This is a genomic window from Mesorhizobium sp. M7A.F.Ca.US.006.01.1.1, assembly GCF_003997935.1.
In the GTDB taxonomy this organism is placed as follows: domain Bacteria; phylum Pseudomonadota; class Alphaproteobacteria; order Rhizobiales; family Rhizobiaceae; genus Mesorhizobium.
This window is the reverse complement of the sequence record NZ_RZQL01000130.1, coordinates 1-19874: the sequence shown is the minus strand read 5'-3', so window position 1 is coordinate 19874 and position 19874 is coordinate 1. Positions and strand designations below refer to the sequence as shown.

Annotated in this window: 19 protein-coding genes; 15 read left to right on the top strand and 4 right to left on the bottom strand. The window is 61.0% G+C overall.

Going from position 1 to position 19874, the window contains the following annotated elements; genetic code table 11:
• The first annotated feature begins 111 nt into the window (after nt 1-111).
• The 7 genes from EN943_RS21920 to EN943_RS21890 all read left to right on the top strand — a co-directional run bounded on the left by EN943_RS21920 (nt 112) and on the right by EN943_RS21890 (nt 10488).
• Nucleotides 112-1755: a sigma-70 family RNA polymerase sigma factor gene (locus EN943_RS21920; protein WP_127414613.1), complete on the top strand. Its 1644-nt coding sequence runs from the start codon at nt 112-114 to the stop codon at nt 1753-1755.
• Entirely contained in the window at nt 1748-3247 is a 1500-nt protein-coding gene (locus EN943_RS21915; RefSeq protein ID WP_245475929.1) for an ATP-binding protein, read from the top strand. The genes EN943_RS21920 and EN943_RS21915 overlap by 8 nt, the downstream gene beginning before the upstream one ends.
• Nucleotide 3248: 1 nt before the next feature.
• Complete coding sequence (locus EN943_RS21910; protein ID WP_127414612.1) at nt 3249-6080, top strand: Z1 domain-containing protein; 2832 nt, start codon at nt 3249-3251, stop codon at nt 6078-6080.
• Complete coding sequence (locus EN943_RS21905; protein WP_127414611.1) at nt 6064-7074, top strand: PD-(D/E)XK motif protein; 1011 nt, start codon at nt 6064-6066, stop codon at nt 7072-7074. Before EN943_RS21910 ends, EN943_RS21905 begins: the two co-directional genes overlap by 17 nt.
• A complete protein-coding gene (locus EN943_RS21900; protein ID WP_127414610.1) occupies nt 7071-8843 on the top strand; it encodes an AIPR family protein in 1773 nt (590 codons plus the stop codon). Before EN943_RS21905 ends, EN943_RS21900 begins: the two co-directional genes overlap by 4 nt.
• 165 nt (nt 8844-9008) lie before the next feature.
• Nucleotides 9009-9635, top strand: coding sequence for an AbiEi antitoxin N-terminal domain-containing protein (locus EN943_RS21895; RefSeq protein WP_127414609.1), 627 nt, complete (start codon nt 9009-9011; stop codon nt 9633-9635).
• Between the two features lie 76 nt (nt 9636-9711).
• Nucleotides 9712-10488 (top strand): nucleotidyl transferase AbiEii/AbiGii toxin family protein, encoded by a 777-nt coding sequence (locus EN943_RS21890; protein WP_245475928.1) that lies wholly within the window; start codon nt 9712-9714, stop codon nt 10486-10488.
• Between the two features lie 93 nt (nt 10489-10581).
• Here the strand turns inward: EN943_RS21890 and EN943_RS21885 are convergent, their stop codons facing one another.
• The 3 genes from EN943_RS21885 to EN943_RS21875 form a co-directional block, all read right to left on the bottom strand.
• The gene (locus EN943_RS21885) at nt 10582-10830 is read right to left on the bottom strand and encodes a hypothetical protein (RefSeq protein WP_127414607.1); all 249 of its coding nucleotides are present in this window, start codon (nt 10828-10830) and stop codon (nt 10582-10584) included.
• A complete protein-coding gene (locus EN943_RS21880) occupies nt 10827-12068 on the bottom strand; it encodes a site-specific integrase (protein ID WP_127414606.1) in 1242 nt (413 codons plus the stop codon). The genes EN943_RS21885 and EN943_RS21880 overlap by 4 nt, the downstream gene beginning before the upstream one ends.
• 174 nt (nt 12069-12242) lie before the next feature.
• Complete coding sequence (locus EN943_RS21875; RefSeq protein ID WP_245475927.1) at nt 12243-12902, bottom strand: RadC family protein; 660 nt, start codon at nt 12900-12902, stop codon at nt 12243-12245.
• A 250-nt stretch (nt 12903-13152) separates the two neighbouring features.
• Here EN943_RS21875 and EN943_RS21870 point away from each other — a divergent pair, with 250 nt between their 5' ends.
• Genes EN943_RS21870 through EN943_RS21860 form a run of 3 tightly spaced genes read left to right on the top strand, consistent with a single transcriptional unit; the run spans nt 13153 to nt 16135 of the window.
• A complete protein-coding gene (locus EN943_RS21870) occupies nt 13153-14010 on the top strand; it encodes a MipA/OmpV family protein (protein WP_127414604.1) in 858 nt (285 codons plus the stop codon).
• Between the two features lie 41 nt (nt 14011-14051).
• A complete protein-coding gene (locus EN943_RS21865; RefSeq protein ID WP_164778310.1) occupies nt 14052-14813 on the top strand; it encodes a response regulator transcription factor in 762 nt (253 codons plus the stop codon).
• Entirely contained in the window at nt 14810-16135 is a 1326-nt protein-coding gene (locus EN943_RS21860) for a HAMP domain-containing sensor histidine kinase (protein WP_127414602.1), read from the top strand. The genes EN943_RS21865 and EN943_RS21860 overlap by 4 nt, the downstream gene beginning before the upstream one ends.
• Before the next feature lie 27 nt (nt 16136-16162).
• Here the strand turns inward: EN943_RS21860 and map are convergent, their stop codons facing one another.
• The gene (gene map, locus EN943_RS21855) at nt 16163-16990 is read right to left on the bottom strand and encodes a type I methionyl aminopeptidase (RefSeq protein ID WP_127259746.1); all 828 of its coding nucleotides are present in this window, start codon (nt 16988-16990) and stop codon (nt 16163-16165) included.
• Nucleotides 16991-17190: 200 nt separating this feature from the next.
• On the opposite strand from map, the gene EN943_RS21850 reads away from it, so the two are divergent.
• From EN943_RS21850 to EN943_RS21830, 5 genes are all read left to right on the top strand, one after another.
• Complete coding sequence (locus tag EN943_RS21850; RefSeq protein ID WP_127414601.1) at nt 17191-17613, top strand: hypothetical protein; 423 nt, start codon at nt 17191-17193, stop codon at nt 17611-17613.
• A 112-nt stretch (nt 17614-17725) separates the two neighbouring features.
• Nucleotides 17726-17965 carry a hypothetical protein gene (locus EN943_RS21845; RefSeq protein WP_127414600.1) on the top strand — a complete coding sequence of 80 codons (240 nt, stop codon included), beginning with the start codon at nt 17726-17728 and terminating at the stop codon, nt 17963-17965.
• Nucleotides 17966-18126: 161 nt separating this feature from the next.
• Nucleotides 18127-18423 carry a DUF982 domain-containing protein gene (locus EN943_RS21840; protein WP_013532001.1) on the top strand — a complete coding sequence of 99 codons (297 nt, stop codon included), beginning with the start codon at nt 18127-18129 and terminating at the stop codon, nt 18421-18423.
• Nucleotides 18424-18642: 219 nt separating this feature from the next.
• Nucleotides 18643-18906, top strand: a complete 264-nt coding sequence (locus EN943_RS21835) for a DUF6074 family protein (protein ID WP_127414614.1) — start codon at nt 18643-18645, stop codon at nt 18904-18906.
• Nucleotides 18907-19205: 299 nt separating this feature from the next.
• Nucleotides 19206-19874 (top strand): hypothetical protein (locus EN943_RS21830; protein ID WP_206522791.1); only part of this gene is annotated, 669 nt, incomplete at its 3' end.

Here is a 19874-nt window from a genome sequence, read left to right as displayed (position 1 = left end):
GAGCCTGAGCCTGAGCCTGAGCCTGAGCCTGAGCCTGAGCCTGAGCCTGAGCCCGAGCCCGAGCCCGAGCCTGAGCCTGAGCCTGAGCCTGTCCCGACGCTGGTGAATTGTGTGCCTGCAGGTGCCGCCGCCGACGAAGGCGAAGAAATGTTCGGGTGGGAGCCGGAGATCGAATCCGGTGCCCCTGCGGAAGACACAGTGCAGGTGGGAGCCGCTCATGCTGCTCACGATGTCTTTTCTCGTGCGAATGCGAGGGTGGACGCAGCGGATTGGTCCTCCGTTGCCGTCGAACTTCCGCGATCGCTCGGCGGTCCGTCCGACCGGCTGCCGCCAGCAGTAGAGGCTATGGTGTCGCGCGGGCTGAACACTGGCTGGATATCCGGCGCGAGCCTGCGGTCGTCCCTGCCGACAGCGAAAATTCGCGGCGAACTCGCCGTACCCCTGAAGTTGGTTTTGTCGGATCTGGGCATTGCGATCCGCGACTCGGCCTACGAAGACATGCTCCTCCCCGACAACGACGCGCCAGTCGACGCGGTCCGAGACGAGGAATTCCTAACTGAGGTCGTAGAGCATGTCAGCGCGCTCGCTGGTCAAGACATCGAGTCTCGCTATCTGTTGGAGACGCAGGCCCTGCGAGCGGATGCAGCAGGAATTCAACCGATACTGTGGGCGAGGGCGGAAGAGTTGCGGCGACGTGCTGCGGTGGCGTTCGCCTCGCTTCCGGGCGGACTGCAACACCTTGAGGCCGCCGGAGCGGCGTTTGCCGCCTCCGAGGACGATGAACCGGTGGGGGATGATCTTGTCGATGGAGCCGACGGCGATGAACCCGATAGGTCGGTCGACGAAGCCGAGGACGACCATCCCGCCGATCACCAGTTCGCGAACGCGCTGACCAATCTTTCGGAAGGGGAGCTTGCGGATCACCTGATCGAACTACGGCTGCCCTTGGCAGTGATGAAGCGAGCGGTCGAATTCGCAGCCGTGAACCACGTTGCCGGCGTCGAGACCATTCGTGCGATACTGGACGAACTCGAGGCTCGGTTTGCCAGCATTGTCGAAACGAACCTGTCGCTGGTGACCTGGTTCGCCAACCGCTACCGATCCCGCGGTGTCGAGTATCTCGACGTTGTGCAAGAAGGAAACATTGGCCTGATGACGGCCGTGCAGAGGTTCGATCCCTCCCGCGGCGCAAGTCTTGGTACCTACGCTATCTGGTGGATCCGCCAGGCGATCACGCGCGCCGTTGCCGACACCGGTCGGACGATTCGAGTACCGGTCCACGTCCAGGACAACGCCCGGAAACTTCAGCGCGTGCGAGAGACGCTTCGCGCCGAAACAGGTGCGCAACCGACGGTGGAGGAAGTGGCGCGAAAGATGGAAATGACGGAAGCGTCCGTTGCGACACTGGAGGCGAGAACCGCGCAGTTCGTCCCGACGACGGGCGACAATGTGGAGCGCCTGAAGCGCGGCATGACAGAAGGCCTTCCAGATCCTGCACCCGGACCTGACGCCACGACTTGGGAGTGGGAGCTCAGAAAGGAGCTCGACGATCGTCTCGCGGACCTCGATCCCCGACAGGCACGAGTGCTCAGGCTGCGCTTTGGCATGGCCGGGAACGACGAGCACACCCTTGAGGAAGTCGGCGCTCTCTACGGTGTGACTCGCGAGCGGATCAGGCAGATCGAAGCCAAAGCGCTGAAAATCATCGCCCATCCCAGCCGATCAAGAGAGCTGAAGGTGTTTCTCGATGATTGATGTTCCGAGCAGGCTCGCTCCTCCCCGCGCCAGCGCCATGCTCGAGGCGCTGCGAGGTCTGGGCTACACGGCAGGCACCGCGATCGCGGACATCATCGACAACAGCATTGCGGCCAAAGCTTCTAAGATCCGCGTTGCCGTGGATTGGCAGGCCGGTGGCGGCGTCGTCACGATACTCGACAATGGGTCCGGAATGGACGACCACGCTCTCGAACTGGCCATGCGTCTTGGCGACAGAAGTCCGCTCGACGACAGAACGGAAACTGATCTCGGGCGGTTCGGGCTTGGATTGAAAACGGCATCCTTCTCGCAAGGCAGAAGGCTGACGGTCGCCTCGAAGAAGAACGACACGGTCAGCGTTCTTCGCTGGGACCTCGATTACCTGCTCAACAACGCCGATGGCGGGTGGCATCTGCTCGAAGGAGCGGATCCGCAATCAGCGCCCCTCGTGGACATGCTGCGCAGTGTCGATTCCGGCACGCTCGTGATCTGGGAGCTATTGGATCGCATGATGCCGGGCTCGGGCGGTGCGCAAGACGTGCTGGATCTGCTTGACCGTATCGAGAAGCACCTGGGCATGGTCTTCCACCGGTTCATCGCCGACCGGCGCGTTTCGATACTGCTGAACGGAAAGGCGGTGACTGCCTGGGATCCCTATCTTACGGGGAACTCCGCAACATGGTCGTCGCCGCGCACGCCGCTGGGGAAGAGAGCCAAGGGGGCCTGGGTGCAGGCTTTCGTGCTGCCCCACCGGGATCACCTCAAGTCCAAAGAACATGACGCAGCGGCCGGTCCGGAAGGCTGGAACGCGCATCAGGGCTTCTTCGTCTATCGAAACGATCGCCTTCTCCTCTCCGGTGGGTGGTTGGGGCTCGGAAAGGGTCGGCACTGGACGCGAGAGGAGCCGTATCGTCTGGCCCGCATTCAGCTCGACCTGCCCAACTCCCTCGATGGAGACTGGAAGATCGACATTCGCAAGTCGACGGCCCAGCCGCCACCATCGGTGCGAACGACGCTCACGCATGTCGCGGAGGACGCAAGAGAACGTGCACGCAGGATTTTCGCCTACCGCGGCACGCCGGTGACGGGACCGCGTCGTGAACCGGTCAGTCAGGTATGGGAAACGACAAAGGTGCGGGCCGGCGTTCGTTACCGCATCGGTCACGACCACCCCGCTGTTAGCGCCGTGCTGTCTGCGGCGACGGCGGCAGGAGGCGGGCTGCGCGCGGATGTGCTCGCCATGCTCCGCGTGATTGAGGAAACGGTTCCTGTCCAACGCATCTGGCTGGACACCGCCGAGAACCGAGATACACCCCGAACAGGCTTCGGGGGAGAGCCCCCGTCCGAAGTGAAGTCGGTCGCTCAAACCCTATTCAACTCAATGATAAAACGGAAGGGCATGGCGCCCGAACTGGCACGCGCCGCGCTGCTCCGGACAGAGCCTTTCGATCAATACCCCGAACTCGTCGCAACGCTGACGGAGGAGAAGTGAAATGGGAGACGCTGCAATCGAGCAGAAGGTGATCAAGTTCGCGCAGGAGCTTATCGCCGATGAGGAAAAGACGGCCGTCACTCCCGCGTTCATCAGCGACATCATCGATCAGGTGCTCAAGCTTAGGGCCGGATGGGCGAGCGCGATCGATCGCGAAACCGTGCAGACGGAACTGATCCGCCGCTTCAGCATGTGGATGGGAGAGAATGCCACGCTGAAGAACGACGCTGGTCACGAGACCTGGCTTAATGCGCAGCGCAAGTCGCGATGGCGCTATTGGCAGCGTTACCGCGAGTATCTCGAACGCAGGATGGCGACGAGCGTCGTAGACGGGTTAGATGAGGTTACCGACGATATTCTGGCGCTTCTGGAGGATCCGCTGAGGGGCGGCAGCTGGGACCGCCGCGGAATGGTCGTGGGGCACGTCCAGTCCGGCAAGACCGGCAATTATACGGGTCTGATCTGCAAAGCTGCTGATGCGGGATACAAGATCATCATCGTGCTGGCGGGCATACACAACAACCTGCGCTCGCAGACCCAGATGCGGCTCGACGAGGGATTTCTAGGTTACGAGACCCATCCCGATCCGGAGGCGATACGACCTATCGGCGTCGGCGAGCTCGACGCGGATCCTGCCATCCGGCCAAACTACGTCACCAACAGGTCCAACAACGGCGATTTCAACGCCGCAGTCGCTAACAAGCTTGGCATCAGCCCGGAAAAGCGGCCCTGGCTGTTCGTTGTCAAGAAAAACAAGAGCGTACTCGAGAAGCTCAACAAGTGGGTGCGCAACCACGTCGCCGACTCCGAGGATCCGCAGACGGGAAAGCGGACCGTCACCAACCTGCCGTTGTTGCTGGTTGATGATGAGGCCGACCACGCTTCCGTCGACACGGGCGCCGACATCGTGGACGAGGACGGCCGCCCAAACGATGATCATCAGCCCAAGGCGATCAATTCGCTCATCCGCAAGCTGCTGATCAGCTTCTCGAAATCGGCTTATGTCGGCTACACCGCCACTCCGTTCGCGAACATCTTCATCCACGAGAGGGGCGCGACGGCCGAGGAGGGCCCCGACCTTTTCCCCGCCTCCTTCATCATCAACCTTGGCGCACCTAGCAATTACGTCGGACCCGCCCGCCTGTTCGGGCGACCTACAGAGAACGGCCGCTTCGGCAGCCTGCCGGTCGTCCGGCATATCGAGGACTGGTCGACAGATGAGGATACGGCGGGGTGGATGTTCTCAAAGCACAAGAGCGGACACTTCCCCATGTTCGAAGGCCGTTCGGATTTGCCTGACTCCCTGAAGCAGGCGATTGATGCCTTTCTCCTTGTCTGCGCGATCAGGCACCTGCGAGGGCAGGAGAGCCAGCACAGCTCGATGCTCGTCCACGTGACCCGTTTCACCGCTGTCCAGGGACATGTCTTCGATCAGGTCGAGGCTTACCTCAAGGCGCAGCGCCAGCGTCTCGTGCGTGGAGTGGACAGCGCAGGGGTGCTCGAGCGTCTGCGTGCGCTCTACGAGGCCGACTTCGCGCAGACCACTACCAAAATCAGGATATCGGACCCTGATCTCGAGGTTCAGGAGGCGCCGGCCTGGGACGCCGTGGAAGCGGTTCTCGCCGACGCCGTCGCCGATATCGAGGTCCGGAAGATCAATGGCACGGCGAAGGATGTGCTCGACTACGCTGATGCCAAGGGACCAGGGCTCAAGGTAATTGCAGTCGGCGGTGACAAGCTGTCGCGAGGTTTGACGCTGGAAGGACTGTCCGTCAGCTATTTCCTACGGTCGTCCAAGATGTACGACACGCTCATGCAGATGGGGCGCTGGTTCGGATACCGGCCGGGCTACATCGACCTGTGCCGCCTCTACTGCACTAGGGAGCTGTCTGAATGGTTCGGGCACATCGCCGACGCGTCGGAGGAGCTCCGCGAGGAGTTCGAGATGATGGCGGCCAGTGGTGGCACGCCGCGCGACTTCGGTCTCAAGGTGCAGTCGCATCCTGTGCTGATGGTTACGTCGCGCATGAAGATGCGCGCCGCCAGAACGCTGATGCTCTCCTTCAGCGGCCAGCTTCTGGAGACGGTGTCGTTCAGCACTGACAAAACCAAAATCCAGCAGAACATGCGTGCGGCGACGGAGCTGCTCGAGCGGCTGGGGAAGCCTAAGAGCCCGGATGAGATCCGGCGCATGCGAGGGGGCACCGAGCAGACCTGGCAGGGCCGGGTCTGGCAGGACGTGGGCCATCACGCAGTCCTTGATTTCCTGAGGACGTACACGACCAGTGAAAACGCCCTGAAGGCCCGCAGCAATCTGATCGCGGATTTTGTGGAATCGCTCGCCCGCGAAGGCGAGCTGCAGAGCTGGACCGTCGCGGTCATGGGGGGCACTGGCGCCGATTTCGCGCCGCTGCCAGGGTTCAAACTCGCCACCCGCCAGGTAGACAAGGAGTTCGCGACCAGCAAGGATTACCGGATCGGTCGGTTGCTGTCCCCGCGCGACGAAGCGATCGACCTGGATGAGGCCGAGTGGACGCGCGCGCTGGCCATCGCCAAAGCAGCATGGCAGAAAGATCCCGGCAGGCGAGCGGCCGAGCCCGAGGAGCCGAACGGTCCGGCCGTGAGGTTCGTCCGCGGCACGAGCGGTGGCAGCAGCGGGTTGCTGCTCCTCTACCCGATCGACCCTGCAAGAAGCGGCCACAGTGCGGTCCAATCCATCGGACTGCCCATCATAGGCATTGGCGTGAGCTTCCCGACGAGCGAGCTGGGGACGAAGATCCCTTACAGCGTCAACAACGTGGCATGGGAGCTGCAGTATGGCTCTGCTGAATGAGCATGAAGAACTGCTGTCCGCATGGAGATCTCTGAGCAGGGCAGCCGAAACCACCGACGGCTGGCGCACCATACCTATAGGTATCGGCAGGTGTCGGGCGGGTGTCCGGTTCCCCGCTGGAGACGAGGCATTGCTGGTCGGCTTCAGCATAGCGGCCCCGGCCGCGACCGATCTGCCGCAGGGAAGAGGTTTCTCTGTGAGCAGGGTTGGGGACGCGCCCAGTGGCGGATTCGACGTATGGTTCGGGGTGTCGAGGAAGCCTACCGCGAGCCTTGAAATGTTTACCTTGATGGCGGCGGATCTTCTCGCTTCGGTCAGCGCGGCGAAGGGCGAGGAGCAAAAGGCCTATTATCAGTTCCTGTCTCGCATCCGGAGCTGGCAGCAGTTCATGGAGCGACCGCGCGACAGGCGCCTTTCCGAGGAAGAGGAGCTGGGTCTGTTCGGAGAACTCACCATCGTCGGTCGACTCCTCGATCGGGGCGTACCGCCGTCCGTGGTGATGCAATGCTGGAAGGGCCCGGCGAACGGACTTCGCGATTTCATGGGTGAGATGCACGACGTGGAGGTGAAGGCGACGATCTCGCCCAACGGATTTCCCGCACGGATCAGTTCACTCGAGCAGCTCGACGACGTGGCCGGTAGGTCAGTTTTCCTCGCTGCCCTCAGGTTCTCTCTACAGGATGCGGCGACCTCGTTGCCGGCACTTATCGCAGATATAAGAGAGAAGGCAGGGGGTGACGGTCGCATCGGACTCGAGCGCAACCTGCTCCTCGCTGGGTACGACGACGCCCACGCCGATGAGTACGTGCGGTGCTTCGAACCCATGGACGAACGCATCTTCAGGATGGGGGACGGCTTCCCCCGTCTCTCGCGCAGCAGCGCTCCCCTTGCTGTCAGAGCCGCCAAATACGAACTCGATCTCGATCTCGTCGACATTGCCACTGTCGGCCTGGATGAAGTTTTTGTGGCCTTCGGAGGCGCGCTGAAGCAATGACACTCGAGGAGTTTCTCATTCAGACCCAGGCCGACGTGAGGCGCGAAGCCGCAGACCGCACAGGTCAGCCCGGACCGTTCCCGCACCCAGTCTCGCTGTTCTCCGAGATCGTCATGCAGCACCTGGCTGACGCCGGAATGACGAATGAGCCGCAGGTACTCCACGTCGAGCGCAGGCTCGGCGCGGCAATTCTCAGGCTTAGTGGTTACGCCATTTCAGAGGATCTCGATCAACTGGACCTGTTCGTCAGCCTCTATCTCGACGCCGATGAACCGACAACGGTTCCGGAGGCCGACGTCACCAAAGCGGCCGAGCAGTGCATCAGGTTCCTGAACGGGACAGTGTCTGGAACGCTGGCAGGCAAAATCGATCCCTCGGACGAGGCGTACGACCTGATCCTCACAATTCGGGACTGCTACGAGGCGCTGGACCAAGTGCGCATCTATGTGCTCACCGACGGCGTATCGAAAACGAAGAGCTTCAAGCCGCGCGAGATCGGCGGCAAGTCCGTCCTGCTCGAGGTCATGGACATAGAAAGGTTGCATCGGCACCTGTCGGAGGGCAAGCCGAGGGACGAGCTGCTGGTCAATTTCGAAGAGGTGTTCGGCAGCCCGATTCCCTGCGTCTACGTACCGGGCAATTCGGGTGAATACGATTACGCCCTCGCTGCTCTCCCTGGAGCGATGCTGAGGACGCTGTACGAGAAGTGGGGATCGCGCCTGCTCGAAGCCAACGTTCGTTCGTTTCTGAGCCAGACCGGCAAGGTGAACAAGGGCATCCGAGACACCCTGCGCACTGCGCCAGACCGCTTCCTTGCATACAACAACGGCATTGTCGTCGTCGCCGACGAACTCAGCATTGGCACTTCCAAAGACGGCGGCACCGGCATCGCCTGGCTCAGGGGGATGCAGATCGTCAATGGTGGACAAACCACCGCCTCCATCTATTTCACCAAGAGGAAATTCCCCGAGGTTGACCTGTCGGAAGTCCGCGTTCCGGCCAAGATTATCGTTCTTCGGTCGACGGACGAAGCTTCTGAGGAAGCGCTGATCTCCGACATCTCCCGATATGCCAACAGCCAGAACCAAGTGCGGGTGTCCGACCTTTCGGCCAACAAACCGTTCCATGTCGAAATGGAGCGGCTGTCAGGAACGACGTACTGCCCCGACGGTGTCGGCCGCTGGTTCTACGAGCGCGCCACGGGCAGCTACAACGTGATGCTGGCTCGGGACGGAAAAACCCCGGCTCGTCAGCGGGAGCTAAAGAACGCGATGCCGTCGGCGCGTAAGGTCACAAAAACTGATCTAGCGAAATTTGTGCATGCATGGCGACAGAAGCCGCACTTGGTGGCGCTGGGCTCCCAGAAGAACTTCCAGATATTCAACGAGGAGGTGCTTGCCGGCGGCAAGGTACCCGACCTCGCCGAGTTCAAGAGTCTGATGGCGCAGGCCATAGTCTTCCGGCGGGCGGAGAAGATCATCCGTCCGGCGTTCCAAGGCTTCCAGGCCAATATTTCTGCGTACACCGTCTCTCTGATCGCAGACCGCCTTGGCGGCCGGATATCTCTCGCGACGATCTGGCAGCAGCAGGGAATCTCAGACGAATTCGCGCACTTGATCTTGCAATGGGGCAGTGATGTCAACGACGTGCTGCGTGCCAGCGCCGGTCAGCGAATTGTCTCTGAATGGGCAAAGAAGGAAGAGTGTTGGGATATTGTTCGAAATCATGCTTATGCCGAGCCGAGGCGAAGCCTGCCGGAGTTCACCTGAGTTGCTCGCCGCCAGCCGATATGGGGTTCTGGCGTGCCCTTCATCAAGATGAGTAGATTGTTACATATCCTGGGTCTATCAAAAATGAGACCCAGGATATATAACGCCATCTCATGTTACATATCCTGGGTCTAAACTCCGAAAGACCCAGGATATGTAACGGCCATGAGAGATAAGACCGTGGGCTCACAGCGCAGCAAACTCACCGACATCATGACTCGCCAGCCTATCGTGCGCGCATACGAGCTCCGACAGGAAGGAATCGACCCACCGACAATCTCGCGAGCCGTCAAGGCGGGTGAGCTTGTCCGCATCTCTCGCGGCCTTTATCAGCGCGCCGACAGCGACATCGATACTCTCCAAGTACTAGCGGAAGCTTCGAAAAAAGTGCCTCGCGGTGTCGTGGCTATGGTTTCTGCGCTGGCCTATCACGACTTGACGGACCAGATGCCGCGCAAGGTCTGGATGGCCGTCAGCGTGAAGGACTGGAGCTCATCCACGCCGTCCTATCCGCCGATCCGCATAGTAGAGTTCCGGGACCGGTATATGCAGCAAGGGGTTGAGCACCATATGATCTCCGGGACCCGGGTTCCCATCTATTCCGTTTCAAAGACGCTAGCTGACGTCTTCCGGAATCGACGGCTGGTCGATCGGTCAGTCGCGGTAGAGGCCCTTCGCGCGACCCTCGACCAGCGCAAGGCCACGCCTGCAATGATCGCAGAGGCGGCGATGGCTGGCGATGCATGGAACATCATGCGGCCCTATCTCGAAGCTCTCACATCCAATGGCTAGGGCGCCGGTCAACATCGCCGCATCGGTCAAGCAGCGACTGCTCAATCTCGCTCGCAGCGAAGGTCGAGCTTATGATGTGGTGCTCGTCCGCTATGCCCTCGAGCGGTTGCTCTACCGGTTGTCGATTTCCGAGCATCGCGGTTCCTTCATCCTTAAGGGTGGTATGCTCGTCACCCTCTGGATCGAAAGCAACACACGCGAGACGAGAGACGCAGACTTTCTCGGTCACGGGGACGCGGATCCGGAGCATCTGCGTGCGGTGTTTGTCGACGTTCTGTCAATCGATGCCAGTGACGGGCTTGTCTTCGACACGAAAGGCCTGAGAACCGCGGTCATCAGGGAAGAGATAGAATATGGCGGTGTGCGGCTGCGGGCGGACGCCTTTCTGGAACGAAGCCGGATACCAGTCGCCATCGACATCGGATTCGGCGACGCGCTGGCCGACGCCGCGCGGACCATGGCCTATCCTTCGATGCTTGGCATGGAGGAGCCGGAGATAAGGATCTATCCTCCGGCATCTGTCATCGCAGAGAAGTTTCAGGCCATGGTCGCCCTGGGGGTCGCGAATGGCCGGATGAAGGACTATTTCGACCTCTGGGCCATTCCGAAGGCCTTGGATATCGCTCCCGACGACCTTGATGCCGCGATCCGCGCGACCTTCGAGAGGCGAGGGACGACGATCCCGGCCGAAAGGCCGCCCGGTCTGTCCAGCGCCATGATCACCGACGACGCGAAGCAGGCGCAGTGGCGCGCGTATGCCGCCTCACTCGATCTGCAGGACCTCGCCTTCGAGGAAGTGATCGAAGCCGCCTGGGCACTGATCGGTCCTACCTGTGAGCGCCTTTCGATCTAGACATAGTGCTTTGCGCGATCAGTGCACTTTTCGACATCCTGCCACATGGTCGGGCCGGCGGATCAGGAGCGCGCCCGAAACCCGGCTACAGTCTCAATTCTGTTCCTGCTCGATGGTAAAACGGAGACTTCCAAACTCCCAGCTGCTCGCCGGTTCGGGCAAATGATCGACTTCTTCGGGAACGCTCAGGTTCGCCAGTTCCTTCAGAAGATCATTCAGCCCGAGAGTGTCAACTCGGCGTTCCCGCAGTCGGGCGATCACGGTGACGACCTGGTTCCAGTTGGCGAATGTGGCATCTTGTTCATCCAACACGGTACGGAGCGAGTGCGCGTACGCATTCATGCCGCCAGCGTGAATGTGTTCCGTGCCAGCATCTTTCTGACATATGCGTCCCATTTCTTCATCGCTGCGCGCTTCTCAGGCATGTAGGTCCAGCGATCGTAGCTCTTCGAACTGACATCCTGTAGCGCATGGTTCTGCAGGCGGTCGCGGATTTCCTTCGAGATGCCGGCTTTGCCTGCGAGGGTTTTGAAGGTCCGCCGTAGGTCTCGGTTGGTCGCGAAAGGTATGACCCCGCGGTCCCGTTGCCGCCATACGAAACTGTAGAGCGAGCCGTGGCTGACCGGCCGGAATGGATCGTTCGCCGATGGGAAGTACCAGCCATATTCGTTCGGAGTGATGGACTCGATGAGTTCTGCAGCCAGGGACGGTACGGGCGCGGCGTGCGGCTGATCGTTTTTCGTCTTCGACCAGTCTATTATCTTTTCGGCCGCATCCCATTGTTCCACATGGAGACGTGCGATCTCTTCAACGCGTTGCCCGGTGAGCATGATGAGTTGGATTGCGCGCGGATAGGAGGGGTGGACCGGGACGTCAGGGCAGTCGAGCCACCAATAGAGACGGGCGAATTCGGCCTCATCGAGCCAGCGTGTGCCCCGCACCTTCGGCTCGGTCGGAATCGCGGAAGCGGGATTGAACGGAATCCGGAACCTGCGCGGTGATGAGTTCCGATAATCGTGTTCGGATTTCATGCCCCAGCTATAGGCGGCGTGGACATAGCTTCTGACGTGGTCCGCCATGGCGCGGGCGCCGCGCTCATAGATCGGCCGGATCACCTCCACAATTTCCTCAGGATCAATTTCGCGGGCAAGCCGGTGGTGGCCAAGCGTGTTGGCTATTTTGTTGAGACCCTTTTCCGTCTCTTTCCAGGAGGGCTTGCCCGCGCTCTTGAGGGCGGCGACATAGCCTGAGAAAAGGTCTTGGACAGTCCCGGCCCGTGCGTCGGTCGCGATCTTGATGCTCCGGCCCTTCTGAATAAGTCTTGCAAAATCGCGGTCGAAAATCTCGCGCGCTGTGGCGAGGGACATGGACGGGTAGGATCCGATCTTCTTTTTGACGCGCTTCTTGTCGCGCCATTGTTGCGCCATCCAATCGGCCGTCACGCGAGTCGGCATGGGCTTGAGAATGAGTATGAGCCGGCCGGTGCCGTGCCCGTCGCCATCAACAAGCGTTTCCTGCTTTCCACTTTGTTCGATCCGCCTGATTGCGGCGCGTATTTCTCCGTCTGAAATAATCGGCATGCTTGTTCTCCCTTGGGTTGAGAGTGGGCTTTGCCGACGGATGAGGAGTGGGGTTTATACCCACCAAAAAAGAAGGGCCGGCAACTGGGGTCTGAAGGGGTTTTGATCCCCCGAAAACCACCCCGAATCTGCCACACTAGCCGGGCCTACGACAAGTCAGAAAATACAGATGAATCAGCGGGATAGAGCGTGATCCTGCGGGAGCGAAATAGGCACTTTTGGATGGTTGTGGACCAGGATAATGGCGGTCGCCGAAAGTTCGAGCGCGCGCTTGACCACTTCTCGCGGGTAGACAGGCGTGTGGTCGACGGTGCCCGTCTGCTGCACCTCGTCGGCGATCAGCGCGTTCTTCTTGTCGAGGAACAGGATGCGGAACTGCTCGCGCGCCTCGAAGGCCATTGCCGAGCGGCAATAGTCGAGAAGCTGCTGCCAGGACGAGAGGATCTCGCGGCCGTGGACCTCGCCGCGTGCCATGCGCTGCGCCGTTGCGGCGACGATTTTCAGGTCGAGTGCCACCGCAGAGCCGATGCCCTTGACCTCCTGCAGCAGGCCCACCGGGGCGCCAAGCACTTCGGCCAGCGTGCCGAAGCGTGCCAGCAGCGCCTTGGCCGCCGGTTTGGTGTCGGCACGAGGGATCAGGCGAAAAAGCAGAAGTTCCAGAAGTTCGTAATCGGGCAGGGCGTCCGGACCCGCCAGGGCAAAACGCTCGCGCAGTCGGTCGCGGTGACCTAGGTAATGCGGCTTTTCGTCGAGCGTCGCCTTGGCTTTCGCAGCAGGCCGCATCGGCGCTTCGGAGAAGAAACTCCGCTCGTCGTCGTCGCTTGTGTTCCCCAAATCCCGCCCACATTGCTCCAGCGCAGACATTAGAGCTGTTCTGGCCTGGATTGAAACAGCTCTGTTCTCCGATCGCGAGACGATCCACGGCAAATCGTGGCTGCTCCCGCTGTCAGTCTATGGCTCCCTATGCGGCAAGATGAAACCACGATTGCGCAACAAAACTTAACATCACTTAACGCATGCGGCCACTTTCACCTGACATGGTGACGCCATCGGAGGCTCGTTGCCTCGCTATACTGGAGCACGCATGTTCACCAAAATTGACTCTGGACTGTTTGCCCGCCGGGCATCTCTTGCGGCCATGGCAATCCTGCTTTCAGCCCATTCGGAGGGCGCGCTCGCGGCCGACGCCATTGCCGTCGATACCGACGATTTCACCCCGCCGCCCGAGCCTTCCCGTTTCGGGCGCATCGAACAGAAACTGTCCGACTGGCATGTCGTGGTCGGCGGCGGCGCCATCATCGTTCCCAAATACGAGGGCAGCAATGAGTTCAAGATCATGCCGGTGCCTTTCGTCACGGCGACATTCCTCGACACGGTGACGATCGACCCGACGGGTGCCAACATCGCCGTTTATGAACAAGGACCGTTCGCGCTCAGCGCGCGGCTTGGCTATGAGATGGGCCGCAAGGAAGACGACTCCGACCATCTGCGCGGCTTGGGGGATGTCGACATGGGCGCGACGGTCGGCGTGAAGGCAACGGCGAAGTTCGGTCCAGCCGAAATATTCGCGCAGCTGGACAAGACCATCGGCGGCAGCGATGGCCTGGAGGGCAGGGTGGGGATCGAGGTGACCCGGCCTCTGTCTCAATCGTTGATGATCGGCGCCAGCGCGTCCGCCGTCTTTGCCGACGAAAATCACATGCAGGCCTATTTTGGCGTCACGCCCGAACAATCAGCTCGCTCGGGGCTGGTGCGCTATGATGCCGGCGCCGGTTTGAAGCGCGCCGATTTTTCCGTTTCCGCCACATATATGCTCGACGAGAACTGGATGGTGCGCAGCGAAGCGGGGGTCGGCGTTCTCTTGGGAGACGCTGCCGACAGCCCCGTTGTCGTCGAAAAGATCCAGCCTTCAGGGATGCTTCTCGTCGGATATCGGTTCTGACGCCTACCCAGGCACCAAATGCAGGCTAGACAAACTCCGGAATGGCACAGCGACGGCACCAAAGCGATTTGAGCGCCGAATCCAGGTCGGCAAGGCAAGGTTCGCGCATCCTCATTGTCGAAGACGATCTTGAGATCGCACGCATGCTTGGCGAGACGCTCACCGACAACGGCATGACCGTGGAAATTGCCGAGAGCGGCGTCCAGATGAATGCCGCGCTTCGCAACCAGAAATTCGATCTCATCGTGCTCGATGTCATGCTGCCGGGCGAAAACGGTCTCAACATCTGCCGCCGTCTTCGTGCCGGAACCAACATTCCGATTCTGATGCTGACCGCGCTCGGTGAGGAAATCGACCGCATCTTCGGGCTGGAAATCGGCGCGGACGACTATGTGACGAAACCGTTCAGCGCGCGCGAACTGACGGCCAGGATACGGGCGCTGCTGCGCCGTACAGCCTATGCTCCAGACGAACGGGACTGGTCGAAGGTGCTCCGTTTCAACGGCTGGCGCCTCGATCCCATACGCCGGCAATTGCATGACCCAAACAATGCGCGGGTTACGACCACGACGCATGAATTCGACCTGTTGCTTGCGTTTTGTCGCAATGCAGGCCGGGTTCTCTCGCGCGAGGAACTTCTGGGCGTAACCCATGCCGGGCTCGCGGGGCCGATCGAGCGTAGCGTCGATGTCCATATCAGTCGAATCCGCAGGAAGATCGAAAAGGATGCGCGCGATCCGGTGCTTCTGAGGACCGTTCGGTTGGGTGGCTACATCTTCACCGCGACGGTGGAGGAAGCATGAGGGGTTTCATCCGCCGTTTCTTGCCACAGTCCGTGCGTGGGCAGTTTGTGGCGATCATTTTCATCGCGGTGATCGTGATCATGTTGGTAGGTTCGGTCGTCGAGAGTTTCATAGAGAACGTCGACCTTCCCGCCGCGGAAAATAACGCCAGGCGTGCGGCCGTTGTTGCTGCCTTGTTGCAAGAAACGCCGGCGCAGGCGCGTGGCGCAATTCTGGCGACAGCAAAGCGGGCCGGCTTTGATTTCGAGGTATTGCCCAAGGACCAGATACGCGGCATTCCCCAGTCCTATCTGCAATGGCGAAGTGTCGAATGGCTTTTGCGTATCGACAGGGGGACGGTTGACGGACGCTGGATAAGGATCGGCGGCCGATACGCGTTTGTCGTCGACCTGGACCAGCAGGACGTCCTGGCCCATTTCGGCATGCCCGATTCCTGGCTGACGTCGGGCCTCGTCCGTGCCTCGTTCTACAGGTTCATGGCTTTCATCGCCTTGCCCGTGCTGATCTGGCTGTTTGCGGTGTGGGCCGTGACGGATCCGTTGAAGCGTATCTCGGCGGCAGTCGGTTCGGCCGAGATCGAGAATGGCGAACAGCTCTTCGTCGAACACGGCTCCATTGAAATGGTGGGCTTGGCGCGCGCCCTGAACAGGATGAGGACGCGCATCCGCACGATGATCGAAAACCGCACGCGCATGTTGCGCAGCGTCAGCCATGATCTGCGCACGCCTTTGACGCGGCTGCGGCTTCGCGCCGAGCGCATGGATGATGGCCCAATCCGAACCGCGATCCTGTCCGATGTCCAGCACATCGAAATCTTGATCGACGAGACCCTGACCTATCTGCGCAACGATGTTTCGACGGAGAAGCTGCAGCGCGCCGACATTGCCAGCGTTCTGCAAACTGTCTGCGCCGAATTCTCCGATGTCGGATTTCCTGTCTCATACTCCGGGCCGGACCGGCTCCTGGGCTGGTGCAAGCCCAATGCATTGGCGCGTGCGATCGCCAATCTTTGCGACAACGGGGTCAAATTCGCTGGCAATGTCACGGTCGCCTTGACAGCGACCGGCACGGCGGCGCGCATCACGGTAGGGGACGACGGGCCGGGTATTCCGATGACGGCACGTGCTCGTGTTTTCGAACCATTCTTCAAGGAAGATGCGTCGCGCGGCATTGCGTCGAAGCATGGCTTCGGTCTGGGCCTTTCGATCGTTGCCGACATCGTCCAGGGTCACGGCGGCAGGATCGAATTGGAGGACAACCAGCCCAGCGGACTGGTCGTTACCATCGACCTGCCGAATGCCGCGGATGTGCAGTCGGCGTAGACGGCCTCCTGCCGGGTAAGATGCGCTCTAGGCCGGCAGGCCGGGGCGATCGAGCTTTTGCGGCGACAGCGTGAAAATCTCGCACCCTGTGTCGGTCACGCCAATCGTGTGCTCGTACTGCGCCGACAGCGAGCGGTCGCGCGTCACCGCGGTCCAGCCGTCCGACAGAACCTTCACATGCGGCCGGCCCAGATTGATCATCGGCTCGATGGTGAAGATCATGCCTGGCCGCATCTCGACGCCTTCATTGGCGCTGCCGTAGTGCAGGATGTTCGGCGCGTCATGGAACAACTGGCCGACGCCGTGGCCGCAGAAGTCGCGCACCACCGAGCAGCGCTCGCCTTCGGCAAAGGTCTGGATGGCGGCGCCGATGGCGCCGGTGCGGGCGCCCGGTCTGACCGCCGCAATGCCGCGCATCAGGCATTCATGCGTGACTTCGAGCAGCCGCTCGGCGGCGCGCTTGATCGTGCCAACCGGATACATGCGCGAAGAATCGCCGTGCCAGCCGTCGAGGATGTAGGTGACGTCGATGTTGACGATGTCGCCATCCTTGAGCGGCTTGTTGTCGGGAATGCCATGGCAGACGACATGGTTGATCGAGGTGCAGGACGATTTCGTGTAGCCGCGATAGTTGAGCGTCGCCGGCAGCGCGCCGTGGTCCATGCCGAATTCGAAGACGAAGCGGTCTATTGCTTCGGTGGTGACGCCGGGCTGGACCATCGGCACCAGCTCGTCGAGGCAGCGCGCGGTGAGATCGCATGCCTTGCGCATGCCGGCAAAGCCGTCCTCGCCATAAAGGCGGATCTGGCCGGTGTTTCTGAGCGGGGCCGTGGCAGCGTCGAGATAGGTGACCATTTTGTCCGTGTAGCGGGTAGGGCCCTGCAGGAGAGCCGACGTGAAAATCTCCCCAGATTTGGCACTTGAGGGCAAAAGGTTCAAGGAAGAACTGTTTGATACGGCCACGCGCTTCCGGTTATTTGCCTCGCATGGGCGAGGTCTTGCCGGTTTTTGCCCGGTTTGCTTCCCTTTCTGGCCATGGTGCGTTAGGGCGGGTGATGTTTTCGAGATCGCGTCCCTTCGCGGCTGCCAGGCAAACCGGATGGCCTGAAGCGCCGCTGACGGCAGCGTGCTCATGCCTGATGGGCATGGTGCTGCTGGCGATGCTGTGCGTCGGTCTGCCGGTGGCGCCAGGCTTTGTGGGGTCTGCGCCGAGTGGTGCCAGCGTCGGCGTCGAGCGGTCGGGCGAAGTGGCGGCGCTGCTGCGTGTCACCGGCAAGGCGCAAGCGCTGGAAGTTCGTGCCGGTCGTCCGCTCCTGGTCAAGTTCGCCGGCGGCCATCCCGCGCTTGCCGTGCCCGACGCTGTTTTTCTTTGGGCCGAACGGACATCGCAAAGAGCGATGGTTTCGGAATATGGCGCCGCCTCGGTTCCCGGGGCTAGCACCAACCAGCCGCGCGCACCGCCGACCATCACGGCCTGAGCGGTCCAGATCCGTACCCTTCACCTCATCGTTATTCCTGTTTGCGTCGTGATCGTGCGGCGGCTGTCGGCCGCGTAGCGGTCGCGCGGCGCGTCATTTCCGGATCATTTCAATGCAACAACGCATCAAGACTTTGAAAACCCTGTCGCGTGCGGCTTCGGCTGCCGCGTTCCTCTGCGTCCAGGCGCTCATCTGCATCGGAACCGTCTATTGGGCGGTTGCCGAGACGCTCGGCCTGTCGGCGATGGCGGCCCTTGTTCTCGGCGGCATCTTCGCTGTGCCGACGGCATTTGTGCTGATCACCGCCATTCGCATGGCCTTCGATGCGGAGACAGATCCAGCGAACCAGTGAGCGTATGTCGCCCAAGACATATCTCGGTAGCGCGATCTGTTTTGGGCGACGTGGCGGTTCAGCGACCCAAGTGACGACACATTTCTGAGCCAAAAGCCGGTCAAAGCAACTTTTGACGACGAACGGCGTTGCTGCGGTGACGCCGGTTCGGGAGGCAGGAAATGGACAGACTGCAATTCGAGGTGCCGGTGCGCATAGCGCCCGCGCCCGGCCTGCCGGTCGAGGAGATTTACGGCGTCGAACAGGCGCTCGATTTTCTCCAGGACTGGCCTGCGCGCCGTCAGGGCCCGATCTATCAGAAAGCCTTCAACGCCTGCTTTGGCGCCACGGTGGACGTGGTCAAGACCGAGGATGCCTGCCGGGCGTTCATGGCGTTTTGCCGGGCGAGCGGACTGATGGCCAGGGACATGATGACGCCGCGCAAGCGTGGCGGTGAGGCGAGGGCGCTCCAGGCCTGAGGGCCGTCGCCCGTTTCGCCTGTCCCGATTCCTACGTCAACGATCGCGTTTGAACGCACATGGCGATGTCGTGAGCGTAGGGCTGCGCCCTTTACGTCCCGACGACTGCTTCACGCTGCACCCACGTCAGCGCCGTTAAGCTTCCGTTTCCACCTTCCCGGCTACGCCATTGCTTGTTGGCAATGGTTGATTCGTTGCGTCAGTCTCATGGTTTGGAAGATGTCCCCAGAAAAAGTCCGTGCATTCCCGATCGACCGTCAGGTATTCTTGGTTAGAGAGGTTGCTGCCAAGCTCGGCAACTTGCATGGCGAGACCGCCACCTCGTTCTGGAGAGCCAAGGCGTCGGAGTTGCTCGATCTTGTGGTCGGATCCGGCAGGGACAGAACAGCAGCCGGCGATGAAGTGCGCAGGTTTTTCCTGGCCGTGCAGCGAGAGATGTTGGCTGATACGGTCGCGGAGTCGATGCCAATTCTTTCCGCTTGAAGCAAATATTCGTGAATCCGGCCTCGAATATTTTCTCCAATAGTGCGCAAATACCGGTCGTTCTGTGATTTCTGTGCCAAAGCGGCAACAGTACATCTAAATTACATCACCTCAATTCTTGGGAACCCCCGTTTCTGTTGCAATCTGATAGGTTGCATTAGCAAGGGGTGATTCGTGCCGATGCGGCGCGGGTCTGGGGGGTGATGATGACTCGTGTTCGATCGAGAGCAGTCGAGTCTCGCGTTGTTTCAGGGTGGTTGAGACAGAGATTTTTCGGCATTTCAGGGGCTGCCACAGTCGTGACCATGGCCATGTTGGCGATGATGTTCATCGGCTTGACTGGTCCTGCTCAAGCAACATGTGTCGGACCAACTGGTGGCGTCAAGGATTGCACGGGTGCCGGAACGCAGCCTGACATCAACTATAACGCCTCCGACGGTGTCACGACGCTCAACGTCAACACGCTGACGATCGATCCCAGCCGGATATCCTTGACCGGCACCGGCTCGGCGCCTGCTTTGCCAGCGGATGGGGTGCAGCACTTTACCTGCAGCAGCAATGACCCCGCGCTGTGCACGATCCACCCGGCGGTGCCTGCCAGCGGGGGAAATCCGGCCGTGGCCGAGTCGTGCACTGGGACGGCTTGTATCGCACCGCCGGCCAAGGCAGCCGGTGGACCGTCAGGCAATTCGGGCCCGACGCTTACGGTCAACTACAACCAGCCGGGAGCCGACACCAATGTGTCCGGCAGCGGCGCGGTGATCGCGACCGGCACCATCGGCGTGCTGGGTGCCTCGAATGGCAGCCGCGGCGGCAATGGCAGCAACGGCTATGTCTTTTCCAACGGTGGCGACGGTCATAACGGCGCTGATGGTGGTGCCGTCACGGTCAATGTGGATGGGGCCGTCAAGACAAGCAACAACTGCGTGCTGCCGACGGGGTGCCCGAACGCAGGCATCGTCGCGAGC